This is a genomic window from Metapseudomonas boanensis (assembly GCF_042232855.1).
In the GTDB taxonomy this organism is placed as follows: domain Bacteria; phylum Pseudomonadota; class Gammaproteobacteria; order Pseudomonadales; family Pseudomonadaceae; genus Metapseudomonas; species Metapseudomonas boanensis.
Map to the genome: position 1 here is coordinate 4,141,711 of NZ_CP113889.1, position 16,275 is coordinate 4,157,985.

Below are 16,275 nucleotides of genomic sequence, written 5' to 3' on the forward strand. Positions count from 1 at the left end.
GCATGGTCGTCTGGAATGCCGAGTGGCGCTCCCGACAGTTGCCCGAGCTGGCCGCGCAGGAGTGGGACCTGATCGTGGTCGGCGGCGGCATCTGCGGCGCAGGCATCCTCCGCGAGGCGGCGCGGCGCGGCTGGAAGTGCCTGTTGCTGGAGCAACGTGACTTCGCCTGGGGCACGTCCAGTCGCTCTTCGAAGATGGTGCATGGAGGATTGCGCTATATCGCCAAGGGTCAGTTCGCCCTGACGCGTGCCTCGGTGCGCGAGCGCCAGCGCCTGCTTGCCGAGGCGCCGGGACTGGTCGATCCATTGAGCTTCGTGATGCTTCATTGCGGTGGGTTTCCCGGTCCCAGGGTGTTTGGCAGTCTGCTGACGCTCTACGATGCGCTGGCCGGCCGGCGAAACCACGCCTTCTTCCCGCTGCAGCAATTGCGCTACCTGGTGCCCGGGCTGAAGGAGGACGGGCTGCAGGGTGGCACGCGCTTCTTCGATGCGGTCACCGATGATGCACGCCTGGTGATGCGCGTGCTCGGTGAGGCGCGGAGTGATGGCGGCGAAGCGCTGAATGGCATGCGTGTGCTGGAACTGTTACGCGTAAACGGCCAGGTTTCGGGCCTGCGGGCGGAGGACGTGGAAAGCGGCCGCTGCTTTGACTTTCGTGCCCGGAGCGTAGCTCTGGCTACTGGCGCCTGGGCGGATCGCCTGCGTGCTGCCGGAAGTCCCGAGCGAATTCGTCCATTGCGTGGCAGTCACCTGTTACTGCCCGGTTGGCGCTTGCCCCTGGCTCACGCCATCAGCTTCATGCATCCGGTAGATGGGCGACCGGTCTTTGTCTTCCCCTGGGAAGGGGCCACGGTGATCGGCACCACTGATCTCGATCACGCCGACGGCCTGGACCAGGATGCACGCATCAGTTCGGCGGAAGTCGACTATCTGCTGGCTGCCTGTGCCGCACAGTTTCCTGCCGCAGCCATTTCACGAGGCGATGTGCTCTCCACTTGGTCAGGTGTTCGACCGGTGGTCAGCGACGGGGAGGCAGGGGTCAAGCCTTCTGATGAGAAGCGCGAGCATGCGCTATGGGTGGAGCAGGGCTGCGTGACTCTGGCAGGCGGCAAGCTGACCACCTTCCGCCTGCTGGCCCTGGAGGTGTTGCAGGCGTGCAGCGGCTTCGTCGATCGCCCACCGGCCGATAGCGACGCCGAGGTGTTCACGCCTTGCGCTGTCCCGGCGCTGCTCGGCCTCTCGCCGGCCCAGCAGCGGCGGATGGCAGGTCGCTACGGGCGTGCGCTACCTGGGCTGGCACGCATGATCGAGCGTTTGGGCGTCGAGCGCGTGGGTGTAACCGACACGCTCTGGGCGGAGTTGGCCTGGGCGGCCCAAGGCGAATTGGTCCTGCATCTCGATGACCTGTTGCTGCGACGGACGCGTCTGGGCCTGTTGCTGCCGGCTGGCGCGCAGGCAGAGCTCCAGCGGATCCGGGCCCTGTGTCAGCCGTTGCTGGGCTGGGACGATGAGCGTTGGTCGAGTGAAGTCCAGCAGTACCAGGCGCTATGGCAGCGTTGCTACAGCTTGCCTGAATAACAAGAACAAGGACCGTACCGTGAGCGAAAAGAGTTACCTGCTGGCCATCGACAACGGCACCCAGAGCGTACGCGCCCTGTTGTTCGACCTGGATGGCAACCTGGTGGGCAAGGGCAAGGTGCCACTGGAGGCCTATTTTTCCAGCCAGCCGGGCTGGGCCGAGCAGGACCCAGAATATTACTGGGCCAGTCTGGGGGAGGCGTGCCAGCGCCTCTGGGCTTCGGTAGACATCGACAAGCGATTGATCCGTGGTGTCTCGCTCACCACTCAGCGCGGCACGGTGATCAATGTTGATCAGCAGGGTGCGCCTTTGCGCCCGGCGATCCTCTGGCTCGATCAGCGTCAGGCCGAGGTGCGGGGTCGCATCAAGGGGCCTTGGGGGTGGCTGTTCAAGCTGATAGGTGAAGAAGCCACGGTGGACTATTTTCGTGCCCAGGCCGAAGCCAACTGGGTGGCGCAGAACCAGCCCGAGGTGTGGTCGCGCACCCACAAGGTCCTGCTCCTATCGGGTTTTCTCACCCATCGCCTGTGTGGTCGCTTCGTGGATTCGGTGGCCTGCCAGGTTGCCTATCTGCCGTTCGACTACAAGCGCTTGCAGTGGGCCGCCCCGCGTGACTGGAAGTGGCAGTCCATGCCGGTACGCCGTGAGCAGTTACCGGAGCTCTGCAAGCCGGGCGAGCGCTTGGGCAGCATCAGCGCGATGGCCAGCCGACTCACAGGCATCCCCGAAGGTCTGCCGCTGATTGCCGCCGGCGCCGACAAGGCCTGCGAAGTGCTCGGGGCGGGCGGGGTGGAGCCGAGCATTGCGTGCCTTTCATATGGCACGACAGCAACCATCAACACTACGCGAAGCCAGTATCTCGAGACGATTCCACTGATACCGCCTTACCCTGCGGCGATCCCGGATCAGTTCAATACCGAGGTGATGATCCATCGAGGCTTCTGGATGGTCAGCTGGTTCAAGCAGGAGTTCGGCTTGCATGAGATGCAGCGAGCCGGGGAGCTGGGGGTCGAGCCAGAAGACTTGTTCGACGAGCTGGTGAACAGCGTACCAGCGGGCTCCATGGGGTTGATGTTGCAGCCGTACTGGTCGCCGGGCATCCGCGAGCCGGGCCTGGAGGCCAAGGGCTCGATCATTGGTTTTGGTGATGTGCATACGCGTGCTCATCTCTACCGCGCCATTCTCGAGGGGCTGGCCTACGCCCTGCGCCAAGGCAAGGAGCGCATTGAAAAGCGCTCGGGAACGCGGATCAGCCGGCTGCGGGTATCCGGTGGCGGTTCGCAGAGCGATGCGGCGATGCAGATCACCGCCGATATCTTTGGGCTGCCGGCGGAAAGGCCGCATGTCTACGAGACCTCAGGGCTGGGTGCCGCCATCGACTGCGCGGTGGGGCTGGGGTTGTATCCCGACTTCCCCAGCGCAATCAGCGCCATGACGCGGGTCGGTCAGGTATTCCACCCAAACCCGCAGGCACGGGGCATCTATGAGCGCCTGTATCGCGAGGTCTATCAGGGGATGTATCAGCAACTGCGGCCGCTGTATCGGAAGATTCGCGAGATTACCGGTTATCCGGCCTGACGTGTTTGGGCGGCGCTGCTGCCGCCCCTCACCCTGTGGGAGAGGGGGGCAGTTGTATCAGGCCACATCCACGAGGACGATTTCACTGTCTTCGCTGGCGGTGAAGCGGAGGACCTCGACGTCCCTCACCGCAACACCGTCGCGCGCTTCGGCGGGGACGCCGTTGACCTCATAGCGGCCCTTGGCGGCGACCAGGTAGGCCTTGCGGCTGTTTTCCAAGCGATACTCGGCGGTCTGCCCAGCCTTGATCGTGGCCGCCACCAGGCGGGCATTGGCGCGGATCGGCAGGGCGTCGCCACCTTCATCCATGCCGCTCGCCAGGGTTACGAAGCTGCCGGAGCGCTCCCCCTTGGGAAACGGGCGTGTACCCCAGGACGGCGCGGTGCCGTACTGCGTTGGCATGATCCAGATTTGGAAGATCCGGGTGGTCTCGTCTTCCAGGTTGTACTCGCTGTGGGCAATGCCGGTACCGGCGCTCATCACCTGCACATCGCCCGCCTCAGTGCGGCCCTTGTTGCCCAGGTTGTCCTGGTGGGTAATCGCGCCATCTCGGACGTAAGTGATGATTTCCATATCCTGGTGCGGGTGCGGCGGGAAGCCTGAATGCGGCGCGATCTCGTCATCGTTCCAAACCCGCAGCTGACCCCAGTTCATGCGCTGGCTGTCGTAGTAGCCGGCGAACGAGAAATGGTGGCGGGCATTCAGCCAGCCGTGGTGGGCGCCGCCCAGTTCGGCAAAGGGGCGTACTTCGATCATGGTCGGATCTCCTCTCTGATCGTGGGGCTGCTTCCCCGCGATGGATGGTCGGCATGTTCTATCAACTTAATATCGATAAAAAGCGCAAATAGTCGAGATTTCCAATCTAATAAATGAATGTATTTGGGGTGGTCAGGCATTCGCTGAAGCGAAGGGAGCTTGCTTTTGCCGGCCTATACTCCGGCGATTGAACCCTTCCGGAGCGGTTGATGAGTGAGCGCAAGGCGTTGCTGATCCTGCATGGCAAGCAGGCGATCAATGAAGAGGTGCGGGCCGCCGTGCAGCGACGACGCAAGGCAGGCTGGGAGCTGGCTGTACGAGTGACCTGGGAGGCCGGCGATGCCCAACGGTTGGTGAACGAGGCTCTGGCTGCCGGCTACTCGACCCTGATCGCGGGTGGTGGTGATGGCCTGGTCAGGGAAGTAGCGGAGGCCATGGCGCTTGCCCGAGCCGATGCCAGCCTGGTGTTAATGCCCCTCGGCACTGCCAATGACTTTGCGCGTGCGGCAGGCGTGCCGCTGCTTCCGAACGAAGCGCTGGCAATGCTGGATGTGCAGGCGCGTCCCGTTGATCTGGGGGAAGCCGATGGCCACCTGTTCCTCAATATGGCCACTGGCGGTTTCGGCTCGAAGATCACCGCCAATACCCCGGAAGAGCTGAAAAAGGTGCTGGGTGGTGCAGCTTACCTGCTCACCGGATTGAGTCACTTTTCCGAAGTCCATTCTGCTTACGGTCGATTCCGCGGGCCGAATTTCAACTGGAAAGGTGAGTTTCTTGCCTTGGGTATTGGCAATGGCCGCCAGGCCGGGGGCGGTCATGTCCTTTGCCCTCAGGCTGAAATCGATGATGGATTGCTTGATCTTTGCATCGTCCCCGCTCCTCAGGATGTCGTGGGCACTCTTACGACGCTCCTCTCCGGTGGTGTGTTGGGACTCGAGTCCGTGTCCATCAGTGCGCGTTTGCCCTGGGTCGAAGTAGAGGCGCCCGAAGGTCTGGACATCAATCTCGATGGCGAGCCGTTGGAGAGTCGTGGTTTGCGATTCAGCGCACGCGCCGGTGCCGTGCGTATTCACCTGCCGCCAGACTCGCCTTTGCTCGGGGCCCGGTGAATGCCCTGGGCTGGTGTCAGGGTATTGGCTTTGGCATGACAGCGCGGTGCTATAGGGCTTCAGTTTTTCCGGCTGCTGCCGATGACTTGCCGTAGCTACCCGTACCCATCGCAGTAGAGGAGGTTTCAATGGCCGGCATTCTCGACACCGTCGATCAACGCACGCAACTGGTGGGCGAGAACCGACTGGAAATTCTCATGTTCCGCCTCAGCGGCCGCCAGCTTTTCGCCATCAACGTTTTCAAGGTCCAGGAGGTGCTGCAGCTGCCGAAGATGACGCTGATTCCGCAGCGTCACCCGGTAGTTTGTGGCGTGGTCAACCTGCGCGGCCAGACGTTGCCGGTGATCGATCTTTCCCAGGCCATCGGCATGCGCCCGCTGGTGCCGGATGAGCGCAGCACGATCATCGTCACCGAGTACAATCGTTCGGTGCAGGCATTCCTGGTCGGAGGGGTGGATCGAATCCTCAACCTCAACTGGGAATCCATCATGCCGCCGCCGGGCGGAGCAGGGCGGCAGCATTACCTGACCGCCATCACCAAGGTCGACGAGCAGATCGTTGAAGTCATCGATGTCGAGAAGGTGCTGGCCGAAATCGTGCCTATGAGCACTCGCGTTTCCAGTGAGCGCCTGGGCGAGCCACTCCTGCAGCGGGCCGTGGGCCGTGAGGTGCTGCTGGTGGACGACTCCAGTGTCGCCCTGACGCAGTTGCGGGAGACGCTTTCCCAACTGGGCATGCGCATGCACATCGCCAGCGATGGCTTGAAAGCCCTTAACCTGCTCAAGAAATGGGCCGACAGCGGCGAGGTTATGACCGACAAGCTGCTGATGGTGTTCACCGATGCGGAAATGCCGGAGATGGACGGCTATCGCCTGACCACGGAGATCCGCAACGACCCGCGCCTGCGTGACCTCTACGTGGTCATGCACACGTCCCTGTCCGGCAGCTTCAACGATGCCATGGTGAAGAAGGTCGGATGTGACAATTTCCTCTCGAAGTTCCAACCGGATCGCCTGGTGGACGTGGTACTGGATCGCTTGCGCCGCGAGTAGGAGCGAGTTCGCTCGCGAATGGATCGTGGACCGGATCCGTTAACAAACTCATATCGACAGCGTTTGAAAGGGTTGGACTGTGCACGCAGCTTCCGTATAACAGCTGTTTCGCTGTTTAGCCGAACAGGACGCTGGCCGATGTTGCGACTCTCCGAGATCTATCGTTACCCGATGAAATCTGCCATCGGCGAAGCGCTGCAAAGCGCTCGTATCGATGCGCTGGGCCTGGCAGGCGACCGACGCTGGATGCTGGTGGATGCCGAGAATGGCCGTTTCCTCACCCAGAGGGCCTACCCGATCATGTCGCAGCTGATGGCCCGCTGGAATGCCGCGGGCGGCCTGACGCTGAGCACAGAAGGCCTCGCGACACTGGAAGTTGCTTTGCCGGATGCTGATGCGAACCTGCGCGGCGCTTTCGTCTGGGGCTCATCCATGCATGTGCCGGACGCTGGCGATGAGGCGGCGGAATGGCTCAGTGGCTTCCTCGGCAAGGCTTGTCGTCTGGTGCATGTGCCGGATCACCGGGCACGAGACATTCCGGGAAGCCTCCTGCCAGAGGAGAAAGTGGGGTTCGCCGATGGCTTTCCGCTGCTGCTGATCGGCCAGGCTTCACTGGATGATCTCAGTGAACGAGTAGGACGCCCGCTGGAGATGCTCCGCTTCCGACCGAACCTGGTGGTGGAGGGAAGCACGCCTTACGCCGAAGACGGGTGGAAGCGTATTCGCATCGGTGGCATCGAATTCAGCGTGGCCAAGGGCTGCAGTCGATGCATTCTCACTACCATCGATCCGAAGACCGGGGAGCGAAGTGCAGACCGGGAACCGCTGACTACGCTCAAGACTTATCGCGAGCGGGAGGGGGAGGTGTACTTCGGGCAGAACCTGATCAACCGGGGTGCCGGGGTTCTCGACGTAGGGATGAACGTTGAGGTGCTGGAATAGATTCCAGCCCCGAAGAGGAAGGGCGCCATCCGGCGCCCTTCTTCATGTCTCACTGATCGTCAAAGTAGCGCTCGTGCCAGTCCACCAGGGGCTGCGGCGCGTCGAGCTTGTGCCCGTAGATTACCGAGTAGGACAGTACGTTCTGCACGTACTGGCGGGTTTCGTCGAATGGAATGGTTTCCACCCAGACATCGAACGACAGGTGGTTGGCGCCGCGCAGCCACTGGCGTACGCGACCAGGGCCGGCGTTGTAGGCGGCGGATGCCAGCACGCGGTTGCCGTTGAACTGGCCATGCACCTGGCTCAGATAGGCGGCACCCAGCTGAATGTTCACGTCGGGGTTGAACGCCTGTTTCGGCGAGCCCAGGGGAATACCGAACTTGCGCGCGGTTTCCTTGGCCGTGGCAGGCATCAGTTGCATCAGGCCCATGGCGCCGACTCCTGAGCGCGCATCGGCCATGAAGGCGCTTTCCTGGCGAGTGATCGCGAAGACCCAGCTAGAGTGGAGGCCGCGGGCCTTGGCTTGCTGGGTGAGGGCGGAGCGGTGCGCCATCGGGAAGCGGATATCCAGGTCGTCCCAGTACTGCGCCTGGCTGATGGTGCGAATAGCCGGGAAGTACCACTGCATGTCGTAGGCCAGTTTTGCTTGCGCCACCAATTCGTCGCGGTTGAACAGGCGACTGACGTGGTACCACTCGCGGCGACCGTCGACGATCTGACCGCGGGCATGGAACTCAAGGGCGCGGCGGATGCCTGCAGTGTTGCGAACCTTCTGCACAACCTTGGGGTCGAGCGCCAGCGGCTTGTTATTGAGCTGGTATGGCGCCTGGATGCGGTCAGCGGCGAGGAAACCGTAGAAATCGCGCTCGCGGGCCACCGGCTGGTATAGCGGGACTGGCTGCTGGCTCTGGGGATGGGCCAGTTGCAGGCTGCGAGCCTGCCAGTAGCGCCAGCGGTTGGTCTTGGCCAACTCCTCGGGCATGCGCTGGGTCAGCTGGTAGGCGTCCTGCCATTGGCCCAGGCGCAGCATCAGGCGGGCACGCCACTCACTGACGGTGTTGTCGCGCAGTTCGGGGTCGTACTGGGCCATCACCTTGAGGGCGCGGGAGTCGAAGCGTTTGGCCAATGTCAGGCCGACTTCGCGGGCGATGGCCACCTTTTCCTCCTTGGAGAAGGGCAGGCGGGCGGCATAGGTTTCCAGCAGATCCAGGGCCTTTTCCGGATCCTGGCGGGCCAGGCGACGCAGACCGAGGCCGACAACGTCCGCCATATGCCGGTCAGCAGGGACGAATCGCCCAGTTTGGGTGAGCATCAGCGGTTTCTGTGCGACTTCCACCAGCAGTTTGCCCTGCGTGCCCAAGCGGGGCATGGTCTTCACCAGATGACTGGCCAGGCCATAGTTGCGAGCCTCGGCGGCCAGCTTCGCCCGTTTCCAGCGCATTTCCTCGGTCAGCTGGCCGGTCGCGCTCCACATGCCGAACAGCACGTCACAGGCCTCAGGCTGCGACTTACCCACCAGCCAGAGTTTCTGCGCAGTGGCGCTGCCTTCGGTTTTCATGCCGTGCTTGAGCTGGTACTGGCCGTACAGGCAGTCCAATTCGGTGAAGTTGAGCTTGGGATCGTAGTAATTGACGAACGTCTGCCAATCGCCTCGTTCAGCCTGCCAGCGCAGCCAACGCAGCTTCATCCATCCGGACTGGGGCAGATCGCCGTGTTCGGCCAGGAACTTCTCGATCTCATCATTGCTCGCCCATTTCAGACGGGCGGTCAGCTCGTCATAGGCGAGGTAGGGCTCCAATGGATAATCGCGCAGGGCATTGGCGTAACGCTGGTAGGGGCCCGAGTCTCCTTTGGCGAGCGCACGCTTGGCTTCGTCATACATCAGACGCTGTTGAGCGAGAGATGCTGACGCAGCCTCCAAGCTGATAGTGGAGAGGAGCAAGCAGGAAAACAGGCTGAGCAGACGACCGCGCATGACACTTCCGGGTAGTTGAATCGTTGTGAATGCCTGTTTCCAAGCACCTGATATGACTAGCTTAGCTGTTAGCCAGAAGTGGTGAAAGCATCGTGCCAGCGCACAATGGTGACGAAAAATGCAGGCGAGCAGCCGCAGCAAGTCGGGTAGAATGCGCCCCCTGATTCAGGAGGCCCTCATGACGTTGCTCAAGTTCACCGATGTATCCCTCGCCTACGGCGCCATGCCGCTGCTGGACCATGTGTCCTGGCAGATTGCCCGTGGCGAGCGGGTCTGCATCATCGGGCGCAATGGTACGGGGAAATCCAGCCTGCTGCGCCTGGTCAAGGGCGACCAGTTTGCCGATGACGGCGAGATCTGGCGCGCGCCAGGGCTGAAGATTGGCGAGTTGCCCCAGGAATTGCCGCGTGCCGACGAACGCACGGTTTTCGATGTGGTTGCCGAAGGGCTGGCAGGGGTTGGCGCCCTGCTGGCCGAGTATCACCACCTGAGCCAGAACATCCACACCGATGCCGACCTGGCCAAGCTCACCCATGTCCAGCAGGAGCTGGAAGCGCGTGACGGCTGGAGACTCCAGCAATTGGTCGACAGCACCTTGAGCCGTCTGCAGCTGCCGGCAGACAAGACCCTGGCCGAACTGTCCGGTGGCTGGCGTCGTCGTGTGCTGCTGGCCCAGGCCCTGGTTGCCGAGCCTGACCTGCTGTTGCTGGACGAGCCGACCAACCATCTGGACATCGGTGCCATTGCCTGGCTGGAGGAGGCTTTGCTGGGCTTCAGCGGCGCCGTGCTGTTCATTACGCACGACCGTTCCTTCCTGCAGAACCTGGCGACCCGCATCCTCGAGCTGGATCGCGGCCACCTGATCGACTGGAACGGCGACTACGCCAGCTTCCTGGTGCACAAGGAGCAGCAACTGGCGGCAGAGGAAACGGCCAACGCCCTGTTCGACAAGCGTCTGGCCCAGGAAGAAGTCTGGATTCGCCAGGGTATCAAGGCACGCCGTACCCGTAACGAAGGGCGCGTGCGGGCGCTCAAGGCGATGCGCGCCGAGCGTTCGGAGCGACGCGAGCGTCAAGGTAAGGCCAGCATCCAGCTGGAAGCAGCGGACAAATCGGGCAAACAGGTGATGGTTGTTGAAAATGTCACCTTCGCCCATCCTGGCGGCGAGCCACTGATCCGCGACTTCTCCATGGTCTTGCAGCGCTCGGACCGGATTGGCCTGCTGGGTGCCAACGGTACCGGCAAGACAACGCTGCTCAAGCTGCTGCTGGGTGATCTGCAGCCCACCAGCGGCAAGGTCGAAGTCGGTACCCGCCTGGAAGTCGCGTATTTCGACCAGCTGCGCCACCAGCTCGAGCTCGAGAAGACCGTGATCGACAACCTCGCTGAGGGCCGTGAGTTCATCACCATCGATGGCCAGAATCGTCACGTACTGAGCTACCTCGGCGACTTCCTGTTCAGCCCTCAGCGGGCACGCACACCGGTCAAGGCGCTCTCTGGTGGCGAGCGGGCGCGGCTGCTCCTGGCCAAGCTGTTCAGCAAACCGGCAAACCTGCTGGTACTGGACGAACCGACCAACGACCTCGACGTGGAAACCCTGGAGCTGCTGGAGGAAGTGTTGTTGGGCTTCCCGGGCACCGTGCTGATGGTCAGCCACGACCGGGCTTTCCTCGACAACGTCGTCACCAGCACGCTGGTGTTCGAAGGTCAGGGGCGCGTCCGTGAGTACGTCGGTGGTTACCAGGACTGGCTGCGCCAAGGTGGCTCGCCGCGTCTGCTCGGCGTAGGGGAGTCTCGCGAGACCAAGGCAGCAGCACCGAAAGCAGCTGAGCCTGCGCCGGTGACAACGGCACCAGTCGAGGCTGCCAAGAAAAAGCTGAGCTACAAGTTGCAGCGGGAGCTTGAGGCCATCCCAGGGCAGATCGAGGCCCTGGAGCAAGAGCAGGTGGGGTTGCAGGAACAGATCTCCGATCCGGCGTTCTACCAGCGCCCAGCCGAACAGACGCGCCAGGTGCTGGAACGTTTGGATGCCCTGCAAAAGGAACTGGATCAACTGATCGAGCGTTGGGCTGAACTGGAAGACAGCTAAGGGATTGGGGCGCAGCGCCTATGACCATCGAATACCAAATCAGCCTAGATGAACTGCACGAGTTCAATTATCGCATTGAGCTGGAGCGTGGTTACGACCTTGTGCAGGCAGAACGGGCGCCCAAATGGACGCGGCTGGAACACCACCAGTGCAGCAATTGCCCATTGAGCCAGGCTGTGCACAGCCACTGCCCGGCGGCTGTCGACCTGCATCGTGTAATCGAGGACTTCCAGGGGTTGCCTGCGTTCAAGAAAGCGCAAGTCCGCGTACGTACGCCGGAGCGCGAATACGTCAAAGTGGTGGGGCTGGAGGAGGGCTTGCGGGCCCTGCTGGGTGTGATCATGGCGACCAGCGCCTGTCCGGTATTGGGCAGGCTGAGGCCAATGGCGCATCAGCACCTGCCTTTTGCCAGTAACCAGGAATTCATCCTGCGCGCTGTTTCGCTTTATCTCGCGCGGCAATACTTCAACTTCCGTGAAGGGCGCCATGCGGATTGGGAGCTGAAGGGGCTGGTGCGTCTGTTCCAGCAACTCCAGCTGGTCAATCAGGCGTTCTGGCAGCGGATCCACGATACGTGCGAAGGGGACTCCAACCTCAAGGCGTTCCTGACGTTCTTCTCGATGGCGTCGAGCATGACCTACTCGCTGGAGACCCAGTTGCAGAAGATCCGGCCACTGGTCATGAGCGCCGGCGAAGGCCTCGAGTAAAACCTGCGCCGACGCGTTTCGGGCGGAATCAGGCGGGCTTCTTCAGGCGTACTGCGAGCACGTCGCAAGGCGCGCCGTGAAGCACGTCGTTGGCAGTGGAACCCAGTAGCAACGCCAGGCCGTGCCGGCCGTGGCTACCGACGACGATCAGGTCGCAACCCTGTTCTTCGGCGAGTCGATGGATCTCCTGGCGCGGCTGGCCATAAGCCAGATGGCGCTGGTCGGCAAGCAGTTCGGGGTAGATGCCAGCGAAGGTGTTCAGCCTTTCTCGCGCCTGGTCGAACTGCTGCTGCTGGAGCATCGACAGGTCCATGGGGACATCGCCGCCGAAGGCCATGGCCATCGGTTCGACGATATGCACCAGCGACAGCTTGGCGTTGCTGGCTTGGGCCAGCGCTTGGGCACGGCGTACCACAGGGTGGCATTCATCGGTCAAGTCGACGGCGACCAATATGTGCTGGTAGGGCATGGATGACTCCTCCTTAAGGTGCTGCATGATCACAAGTATGGCTGCCTGGAACGTTTAACACAGGCTTTTACGTAGGGATAACTGTTATGACCTTCTGGATTGTCCTGTTGCTCCTGCTGGCGGTGCTTAGCCCGCTGGTTTGGCTGCTGCCATCCAAGCGCTTGCGTGGGCGCATGGAGCTGCGCCTGGAGGCTCGTCGCATGGGGCTTGCGATGCAGTTGTCGCGCCAGGAGTGGCCGCATTGGTTGAAAGAAGAACCGCCTGGGTCCTGTGCCCAATACCACCGTGCACGGCTGCGCGGGCGTGACAGTTGGTGCTATTGGCAGGATGGGCCAGGAGCCTGGGTCAATCAGTGGCGCGAGCCCTGCGCCGATGCGCGGCTGCTGGCACATCTGGCGGGGTTGCCAGCGGATGTCTACAAAGTCGAGGCCAGCGCGCAGATGATCGCCCTGTGGTGGGGGGAGCGGGGCACCGTCGAAAACCTGCAGCAGATCGCCAAAGCGCTCAAGGCGCTGGCCTGAGATGCAGGCGCGGCAAGCGGGAGGGGCACATCGCGCTGGAACTGTATCGCTCAGAGCTGAAGCGCCGCGTAGCGAGCAGAAACCTCCTCCAAGCCTTCAGTGATCCGGTCTGAATATTTGTTCACCAGGAAGGGCACGCTTTTTTCGTTGTAGTTCTTCAGCGACTTCTCGATATACCGCCATTTGGTGCCGATCTCGCTCAGGGCTTCCCTGATTTGTGGGGTGTTCTGCGGCGCGCCCTGCAGGTCTGCCAACTGACTGGTGAACTCGCCAGCCAGTTGGTCGATGGCTTTGCTGCCATTGGCGCCGATAAAGCTACCGCCCACCGATGCGCTACGTGACGCATAGTCGACCGCTATGGTCTGCATCATCAGGCTTTGTTCGCGGCTGCGCTGGGTCAAGGGGGGAACAACAGTCGCACCTTCCTGCTGGATCGTGCTGTAGAGCTCACTGCTCAGCGCTAGCAGGCGCTGATTGCGGACGGTGAGGTCGGCTACGGGCTGCAGGTCAGTGAAGCCTTGCTGCTTGAGTGCAGCCATCAAGTTTGCCAAGTCCTTGGCGTAGGCCTTCCACTCCTGCTCCAACTGCTGGCGCAGGGCACTGGAGGCTTCTCCGGGCATCCCGGTCAGCTCCTTCAGTCGAGCGTCGGCGAGCTGTACCGATACGTCGATCATCCGCGCATAGCGCTGATCGCCCTCCATCCCGTTGTACATATAGAAGTCACCCAGGCTGCGCTGCGCAGCCAAGCGCATCTGGTGCAACTTGAGGAGACTGGTGGCTGGATCTGCAGCGTGTGCGGATGAAGTCCAGGCGGGAAGGATGAAAAGGGCGCATAGCAGAATGGCAAGCAAACGGCTCGTCATGGTGCTTCTCCGTGGGCCGTCAGGCCTCGATTGTTGTTGTTCTGGTGGCTTGGAGGCATTGCGCCGACCAGGCTGGGGCGAATGTACCGTTGCCCGAGGCCATTTGCCAACCGCCCGATTGATCGGGACTCCGGCCGGAGTCATGGATCTTGATGGCGCCTCATCGTGCTCATGAATGTGGATGAGGCCGTACCTGTCACGCTCGTCTAAATGCAGCCTCATGGCGTTCTGGCTATGGCCGACTGGTCACGTTATGGAATTGACAAGCGCCGACTTTTCCGTAAATCTCCGCTCACCCAAATCAAACGGGCGTATGAATCAAGCGTTTGTCTTGCCAGGCACGTCTGATCCAGCCCGAATATCGCGTCGGCGGGTATGCCATACCGATTGGGACTATGCTCCGACGGCTGCGCCGCGGACGAGTCCGCCGGTTGGCTCCGATGTGTACAGTCCAGTTTCCAAACCGTGGAGATCAGTTGATGATTTACGAAGGTAAAGCCATCACGGTTAAGGCTCTTGAGGGCGGTATCGTCGAACTGAAATTCGACCTCAAGGGTGAGTCCGTCAATAAATTCAACCGTCTCACCCTGAATGAGCTGCGTGGCGCAGTCGAAGCCATCAAGGCCGACGCTTCGGTCAAGGGCGTTATCGTCAGCAGCGGCAAGGACGTATTTATCGTCGGCGCCGATATCACCGAATTCGTCGAGAACTTCCAGCTGCCCGACGAAGAACTGATGGCCGGCAATCTCGAAGCCAACAAGATCTTCAGCGCATTCGAGGACCTCGAGGTCCCCACAGTCGCCGCGATCAATGGCATCGCCCTGGGCGGGGGGCTGGAAATGTGTCTGGCCGCCGACTACCGCGTCATGAGCGTCAACGCCAAGATCGGTCTGCCGGAAGTCAAACTGGGCATCTACCCAGGCTTTGGCGGCACCGTGCGCCTGCCGCGCATCATCGGTACCGACAATGCCATCGAATGGATCGCCTCCGGCAAGGAAAACAATGCAGAGGACGCGCTGAAAGTCGGCGCTGTCGACGCCGTCGTTGCGCCTGAGTTGCTGCAGGCCGGCGCCCTGGACCTGGTCAAGCGTGCCATCGTCGGTGAGCTGGACTTCAAGGCCAAGCGCAAGCCCAAGCTGGAGAAGCTAAAGCTCAACGCCATCGAACAGATGATGGCCTTCGAGACCGCCAAGGGTTTCGTCGCTGGCCAGGCTGGTCCGAACTACCCGGCACCAGTCGAGGCTATCAAGACCATCCAGAAAGCTGCCAACTTTGGTCGCGACAAGGCGCTGGAAGTCGAGGCCGCTGGTTTCGTCAAGCTGGCCAAGACCCCGGTCGCTGCCAGCCTGATCGGACTGTTCCTGAATGACCAGGAACTGAAGAAGAAAGCCAAGTACTACGACGAGGCTGCCAAGGAAGTGAAACTGGCTGCCGTGCTCGGCGCCGGCATCATGGGGGGCGGTATTGCCTACCAGTCTGCGGTGAAGGGCACCCCGATCCTGATGAAGGACATCCGTGAGGAAGCCATCCAGCTCGGCCTGAACGAGGCCAGCAAGCTGCTAGACAAGCGTGTCTCCCGTGGCAAGCTGTCGGCCACCAAGATGGCCCAGGCTCTCAACGCCATTCGCCCGACCCTGTCCTATGGCGATTTCGCCAATGTCGACATCGTGGTCGAGGCGGTGGTTGAGAACCCGAAGGTCAAACAAGCTGTACTGGCTGAAGTGGAAGGCGTGGTGAAAGAGGACGCAATCCTGACCTCCAACACCTCCACCATTTCGATCAGCCTGCTGGCCAAGGCGCTCAAGCGCCCGGAAAACTTCTGCGGCATGCACTTCTTCAACCCGGTACACATGATGCCGCTCGTGGAAGTGATTCGTGGCGAGAAATCCGGCGAAACTGCAATCGCCACCACTGTCGCCTACGCCAAGAAGATGGGCAAGACCCCGATCGTGGTCAATGACTGTCCTGGCTTCCTGGTCAACCGCGTGTTGTTCCCGTACTTCGGTGGCTTCTCCAAGCTGCTTGGCTTCGGTGTTGACTTCGTGCGCATCGACAAGGTGATGGAGACGTTCGGCTGGCCCATGGGTCCGGCCTACCTGTCCGACGTCGTCGGCATCGATACCGGCCACCACGGCCGCGACGTCATGGCCGAAGGCTTCCCGGATCGTATGGCGGTTGAGGGCAAGACGGCCGTTGACGCCATGTACGAGGCTAACCGCCTGGGCCAGAAAAACGGCAAAGGCTTCTACTCCTACGAGATGGACAAGCGTGGCAAGCCGAAGAAAGTCACTGACCCGGCGGCCTATGAAGTGCTCAAGCCGATCGTCATCGAGCAGCGTGAAGTCACCGACGAAGACATCATCAATTTCATGATGATCCCGCTGTGCCTGGAAACCGTTCGCTGCCTGGAAGACGGCATCGTCGCCACCGCTGCCGAGGCCGATATGGGCCTGATCTACGGCATCGGCTTCCCACCCTTCCGCGGTGGTGCGCTGCGCTACATCGATAGCATCGGCGTGGCTGAGTTCGTAGCCCTGGCCGACAAGTACGCCGACCTGGGCGCGCTGTATCACCCGACCGCCAAGCTTCGCGAAATGGCCAAGAACGGCCAGAAGTTTTTCGGCTAATTGAGCGAG

Annotated in this window: 13 protein-coding genes; 9 read left to right on the plus strand and 4 right to left on the minus strand. The window is 61.7% G+C overall.

The annotated features are described in order from the left end of the window. The first annotated feature begins 2 nt into the window (after window positions 1-2). Both OXH74_RS19385 and OXH74_RS19390 read left to right on the plus strand, forming a co-directional pair. Window positions 3-1,577, plus strand: coding sequence for a glycerol-3-phosphate dehydrogenase/oxidase (locus tag OXH74_RS19385; RefSeq protein ID WP_375738415.1), 1,575 nt, complete (start codon window positions 3-5; stop codon window positions 1,575-1,577). 19 nt (window positions 1,578-1,596) lie between these two features. Next, window positions 1,597-3,156, plus strand: coding sequence for an FGGY-family carbohydrate kinase (locus OXH74_RS19390; RefSeq protein ID WP_375738416.1), 1,560 nt, complete (start codon window positions 1,597-1,599; stop codon window positions 3,154-3,156). A 57-nt stretch (window positions 3,157-3,213) separates the two neighbouring features. Here OXH74_RS19390 and OXH74_RS19395 read toward each other — a convergent pair whose 3' ends face one another. Next, window positions 3,214-3,912 (minus strand): pirin family protein, encoded by a 699-nt coding sequence (locus OXH74_RS19395; protein ID WP_375738417.1) that lies wholly within the window; start codon window positions 3,910-3,912, stop codon window positions 3,214-3,216. A 209-nt stretch (window positions 3,913-4,121) separates the two neighbouring features. Between OXH74_RS19395 and yegS the strand changes: the two genes are divergently transcribed. The 3 genes from yegS (at window position 4,122) to OXH74_RS19410 (ending at window position 7,015) form a co-directional block, all read left to right on the plus strand. Continuing rightward, complete coding sequence (gene yegS, locus OXH74_RS19400) at window positions 4,122-5,021, plus strand: lipid kinase YegS (RefSeq protein ID WP_375738418.1); 900 nt, start codon at window positions 4,122-4,124, stop codon at window positions 5,019-5,021. A 128-nt stretch (window positions 5,022-5,149) separates the two neighbouring features. After that, entirely contained in the window at window positions 5,150-6,073 is a 924-nt protein-coding gene (locus tag OXH74_RS19405) for a chemotaxis protein CheV (protein ID WP_375738419.1), read from the plus strand. 138 nt (window positions 6,074-6,211) lie between these two features. Further along, window positions 6,212-7,015 carry an MOSC domain-containing protein gene (locus OXH74_RS19410; protein ID WP_375738420.1) on the plus strand — a complete coding sequence of 268 codons (804 nt, stop codon included), beginning with the start codon at window positions 6,212-6,214 and terminating at the stop codon, window positions 7,013-7,015. A 49-nt stretch (window positions 7,016-7,064) separates the two neighbouring features. On the opposite strand, the gene OXH74_RS19415 is transcribed toward OXH74_RS19410, so the two are convergent. After that, window positions 7,065-8,990 carry a transglycosylase SLT domain-containing protein gene (locus tag OXH74_RS19415; protein WP_375738421.1) on the minus strand — a complete coding sequence of 642 codons (1,926 nt, stop codon included), beginning with the start codon at window positions 8,988-8,990 and terminating at the stop codon, window positions 7,065-7,067. 178 nt (window positions 8,991-9,168) lie between these two features. Between OXH74_RS19415 and OXH74_RS19420 the strand changes: the two genes are divergently transcribed. Continuing rightward, window positions 9,169-11,079, plus strand: a complete 1,911-nt coding sequence (locus tag OXH74_RS19420; protein ID WP_375738422.1) for an ATP-binding cassette domain-containing protein — start codon at window positions 9,169-9,171, stop codon at window positions 11,077-11,079. A 20-nt stretch (window positions 11,080-11,099) separates the two neighbouring features. Continuing rightward, window positions 11,100-11,786 carry a DUF6901 family protein gene (locus tag OXH74_RS19425; protein WP_375738423.1) on the plus strand — a complete coding sequence of 229 codons (687 nt, stop codon included), beginning with the start codon at window positions 11,100-11,102 and terminating at the stop codon, window positions 11,784-11,786. A 28-nt stretch (window positions 11,787-11,814) separates the two neighbouring features. On the opposite strand, the gene OXH74_RS19430 is transcribed toward OXH74_RS19425, so the two are convergent. Continuing rightward, window positions 11,815-12,255 carry a universal stress protein gene (locus OXH74_RS19430; protein WP_375738424.1) on the minus strand — a complete coding sequence of 147 codons (441 nt, stop codon included), beginning with the start codon at window positions 12,253-12,255 and terminating at the stop codon, window positions 11,815-11,817. An 86-nt stretch (window positions 12,256-12,341) separates the two neighbouring features. On the opposite strand from OXH74_RS19430, the gene OXH74_RS19435 reads away from it, so the two are divergent. Next, on the plus strand, window positions 12,342-12,776 hold the full coding sequence (locus OXH74_RS19435) for a hypothetical protein (protein WP_375738425.1): 435 nt from the start codon (window positions 12,342-12,344) through the stop codon (window positions 12,774-12,776). A 50-nt stretch (window positions 12,777-12,826) separates the two neighbouring features. Here the strand turns inward: OXH74_RS19435 and OXH74_RS19440 are convergent, their stop codons facing one another. After that, window positions 12,827-13,639 (minus strand): hypothetical protein, encoded by an 813-nt coding sequence (locus tag OXH74_RS19440; RefSeq protein ID WP_375738426.1) that lies wholly within the window; start codon window positions 13,637-13,639, stop codon window positions 12,827-12,829. 479 nt (window positions 13,640-14,118) lie between these two features. Here OXH74_RS19440 and fadB point away from each other — a divergent pair, with 479 nt between their 5' ends. After that, the gene (gene fadB / locus OXH74_RS19445; RefSeq protein WP_375738427.1) at window positions 14,119-16,266 is read left to right on the plus strand and encodes a fatty acid oxidation complex subunit alpha FadB; all 2,148 of its coding nucleotides are present in this window, start codon (window positions 14,119-14,121) and stop codon (window positions 16,264-16,266) included. Window positions 16,267-16,275: the final 9 nt, after the last annotated feature.

Bases quoted from the DNA above. Each gene is read 5' to 3' on its own strand.
- OXH74_RS19385 (WP_375738415.1), top strand. From the start codon at position 3: ATGGTCGTCTGGAATGCCGAGTGGCGCTCCCGACAGTTGCCCGAGCTG.
- OXH74_RS19395 (WP_375738417.1), bottom strand. From the start codon at position 3,912: ATGATCGAAGTACGCCCCTTTGCCGAACTGGGCGGCGCCCACCACGGC.
- yegS (WP_375738418.1), top strand. From the start codon at position 4,122: ATGAGTGAGCGCAAGGCGTTGCTGATCCTGCATGGCAAGCAGGCGATC.
- OXH74_RS19405 (WP_375738419.1), top strand. From the start codon at position 5,150: ATGGCCGGCATTCTCGACACCGTCGATCAACGCACGCAACTGGTGGGC.
- OXH74_RS19410 (WP_375738420.1), top strand. From the start codon at position 6,212: ATGTTGCGACTCTCCGAGATCTATCGTTACCCGATGAAATCTGCCATC.
- OXH74_RS19415 (WP_375738421.1), bottom strand. From the start codon at position 8,990: ATGCGCGGTCGTCTGCTCAGCCTGTTTTCCTGCTTGCTCCTCTCCACT.
- OXH74_RS19420 (WP_375738422.1), top strand. From the start codon at position 9,169: ATGACGTTGCTCAAGTTCACCGATGTATCCCTCGCCTACGGCGCCATG.
- OXH74_RS19425 (WP_375738423.1), top strand. From the start codon at position 11,100: ATGACCATCGAATACCAAATCAGCCTAGATGAACTGCACGAGTTCAAT.
- OXH74_RS19430 (WP_375738424.1), bottom strand. From the start codon at position 12,255: ATGCCCTACCAGCACATATTGGTCGCCGTCGACTTGACCGATGAATGC.
- OXH74_RS19435 (WP_375738425.1), top strand. From the start codon at position 12,342: ATGACCTTCTGGATTGTCCTGTTGCTCCTGCTGGCGGTGCTTAGCCCG.
- OXH74_RS19440 (WP_375738426.1), bottom strand. From the start codon at position 13,639: ATGACGAGCCGTTTGCTTGCCATTCTGCTATGCGCCCTTTTCATCCTT.
- fadB (WP_375738427.1), top strand. From the start codon at position 14,119: ATGATTTACGAAGGTAAAGCCATCACGGTTAAGGCTCTTGAGGGCGGT.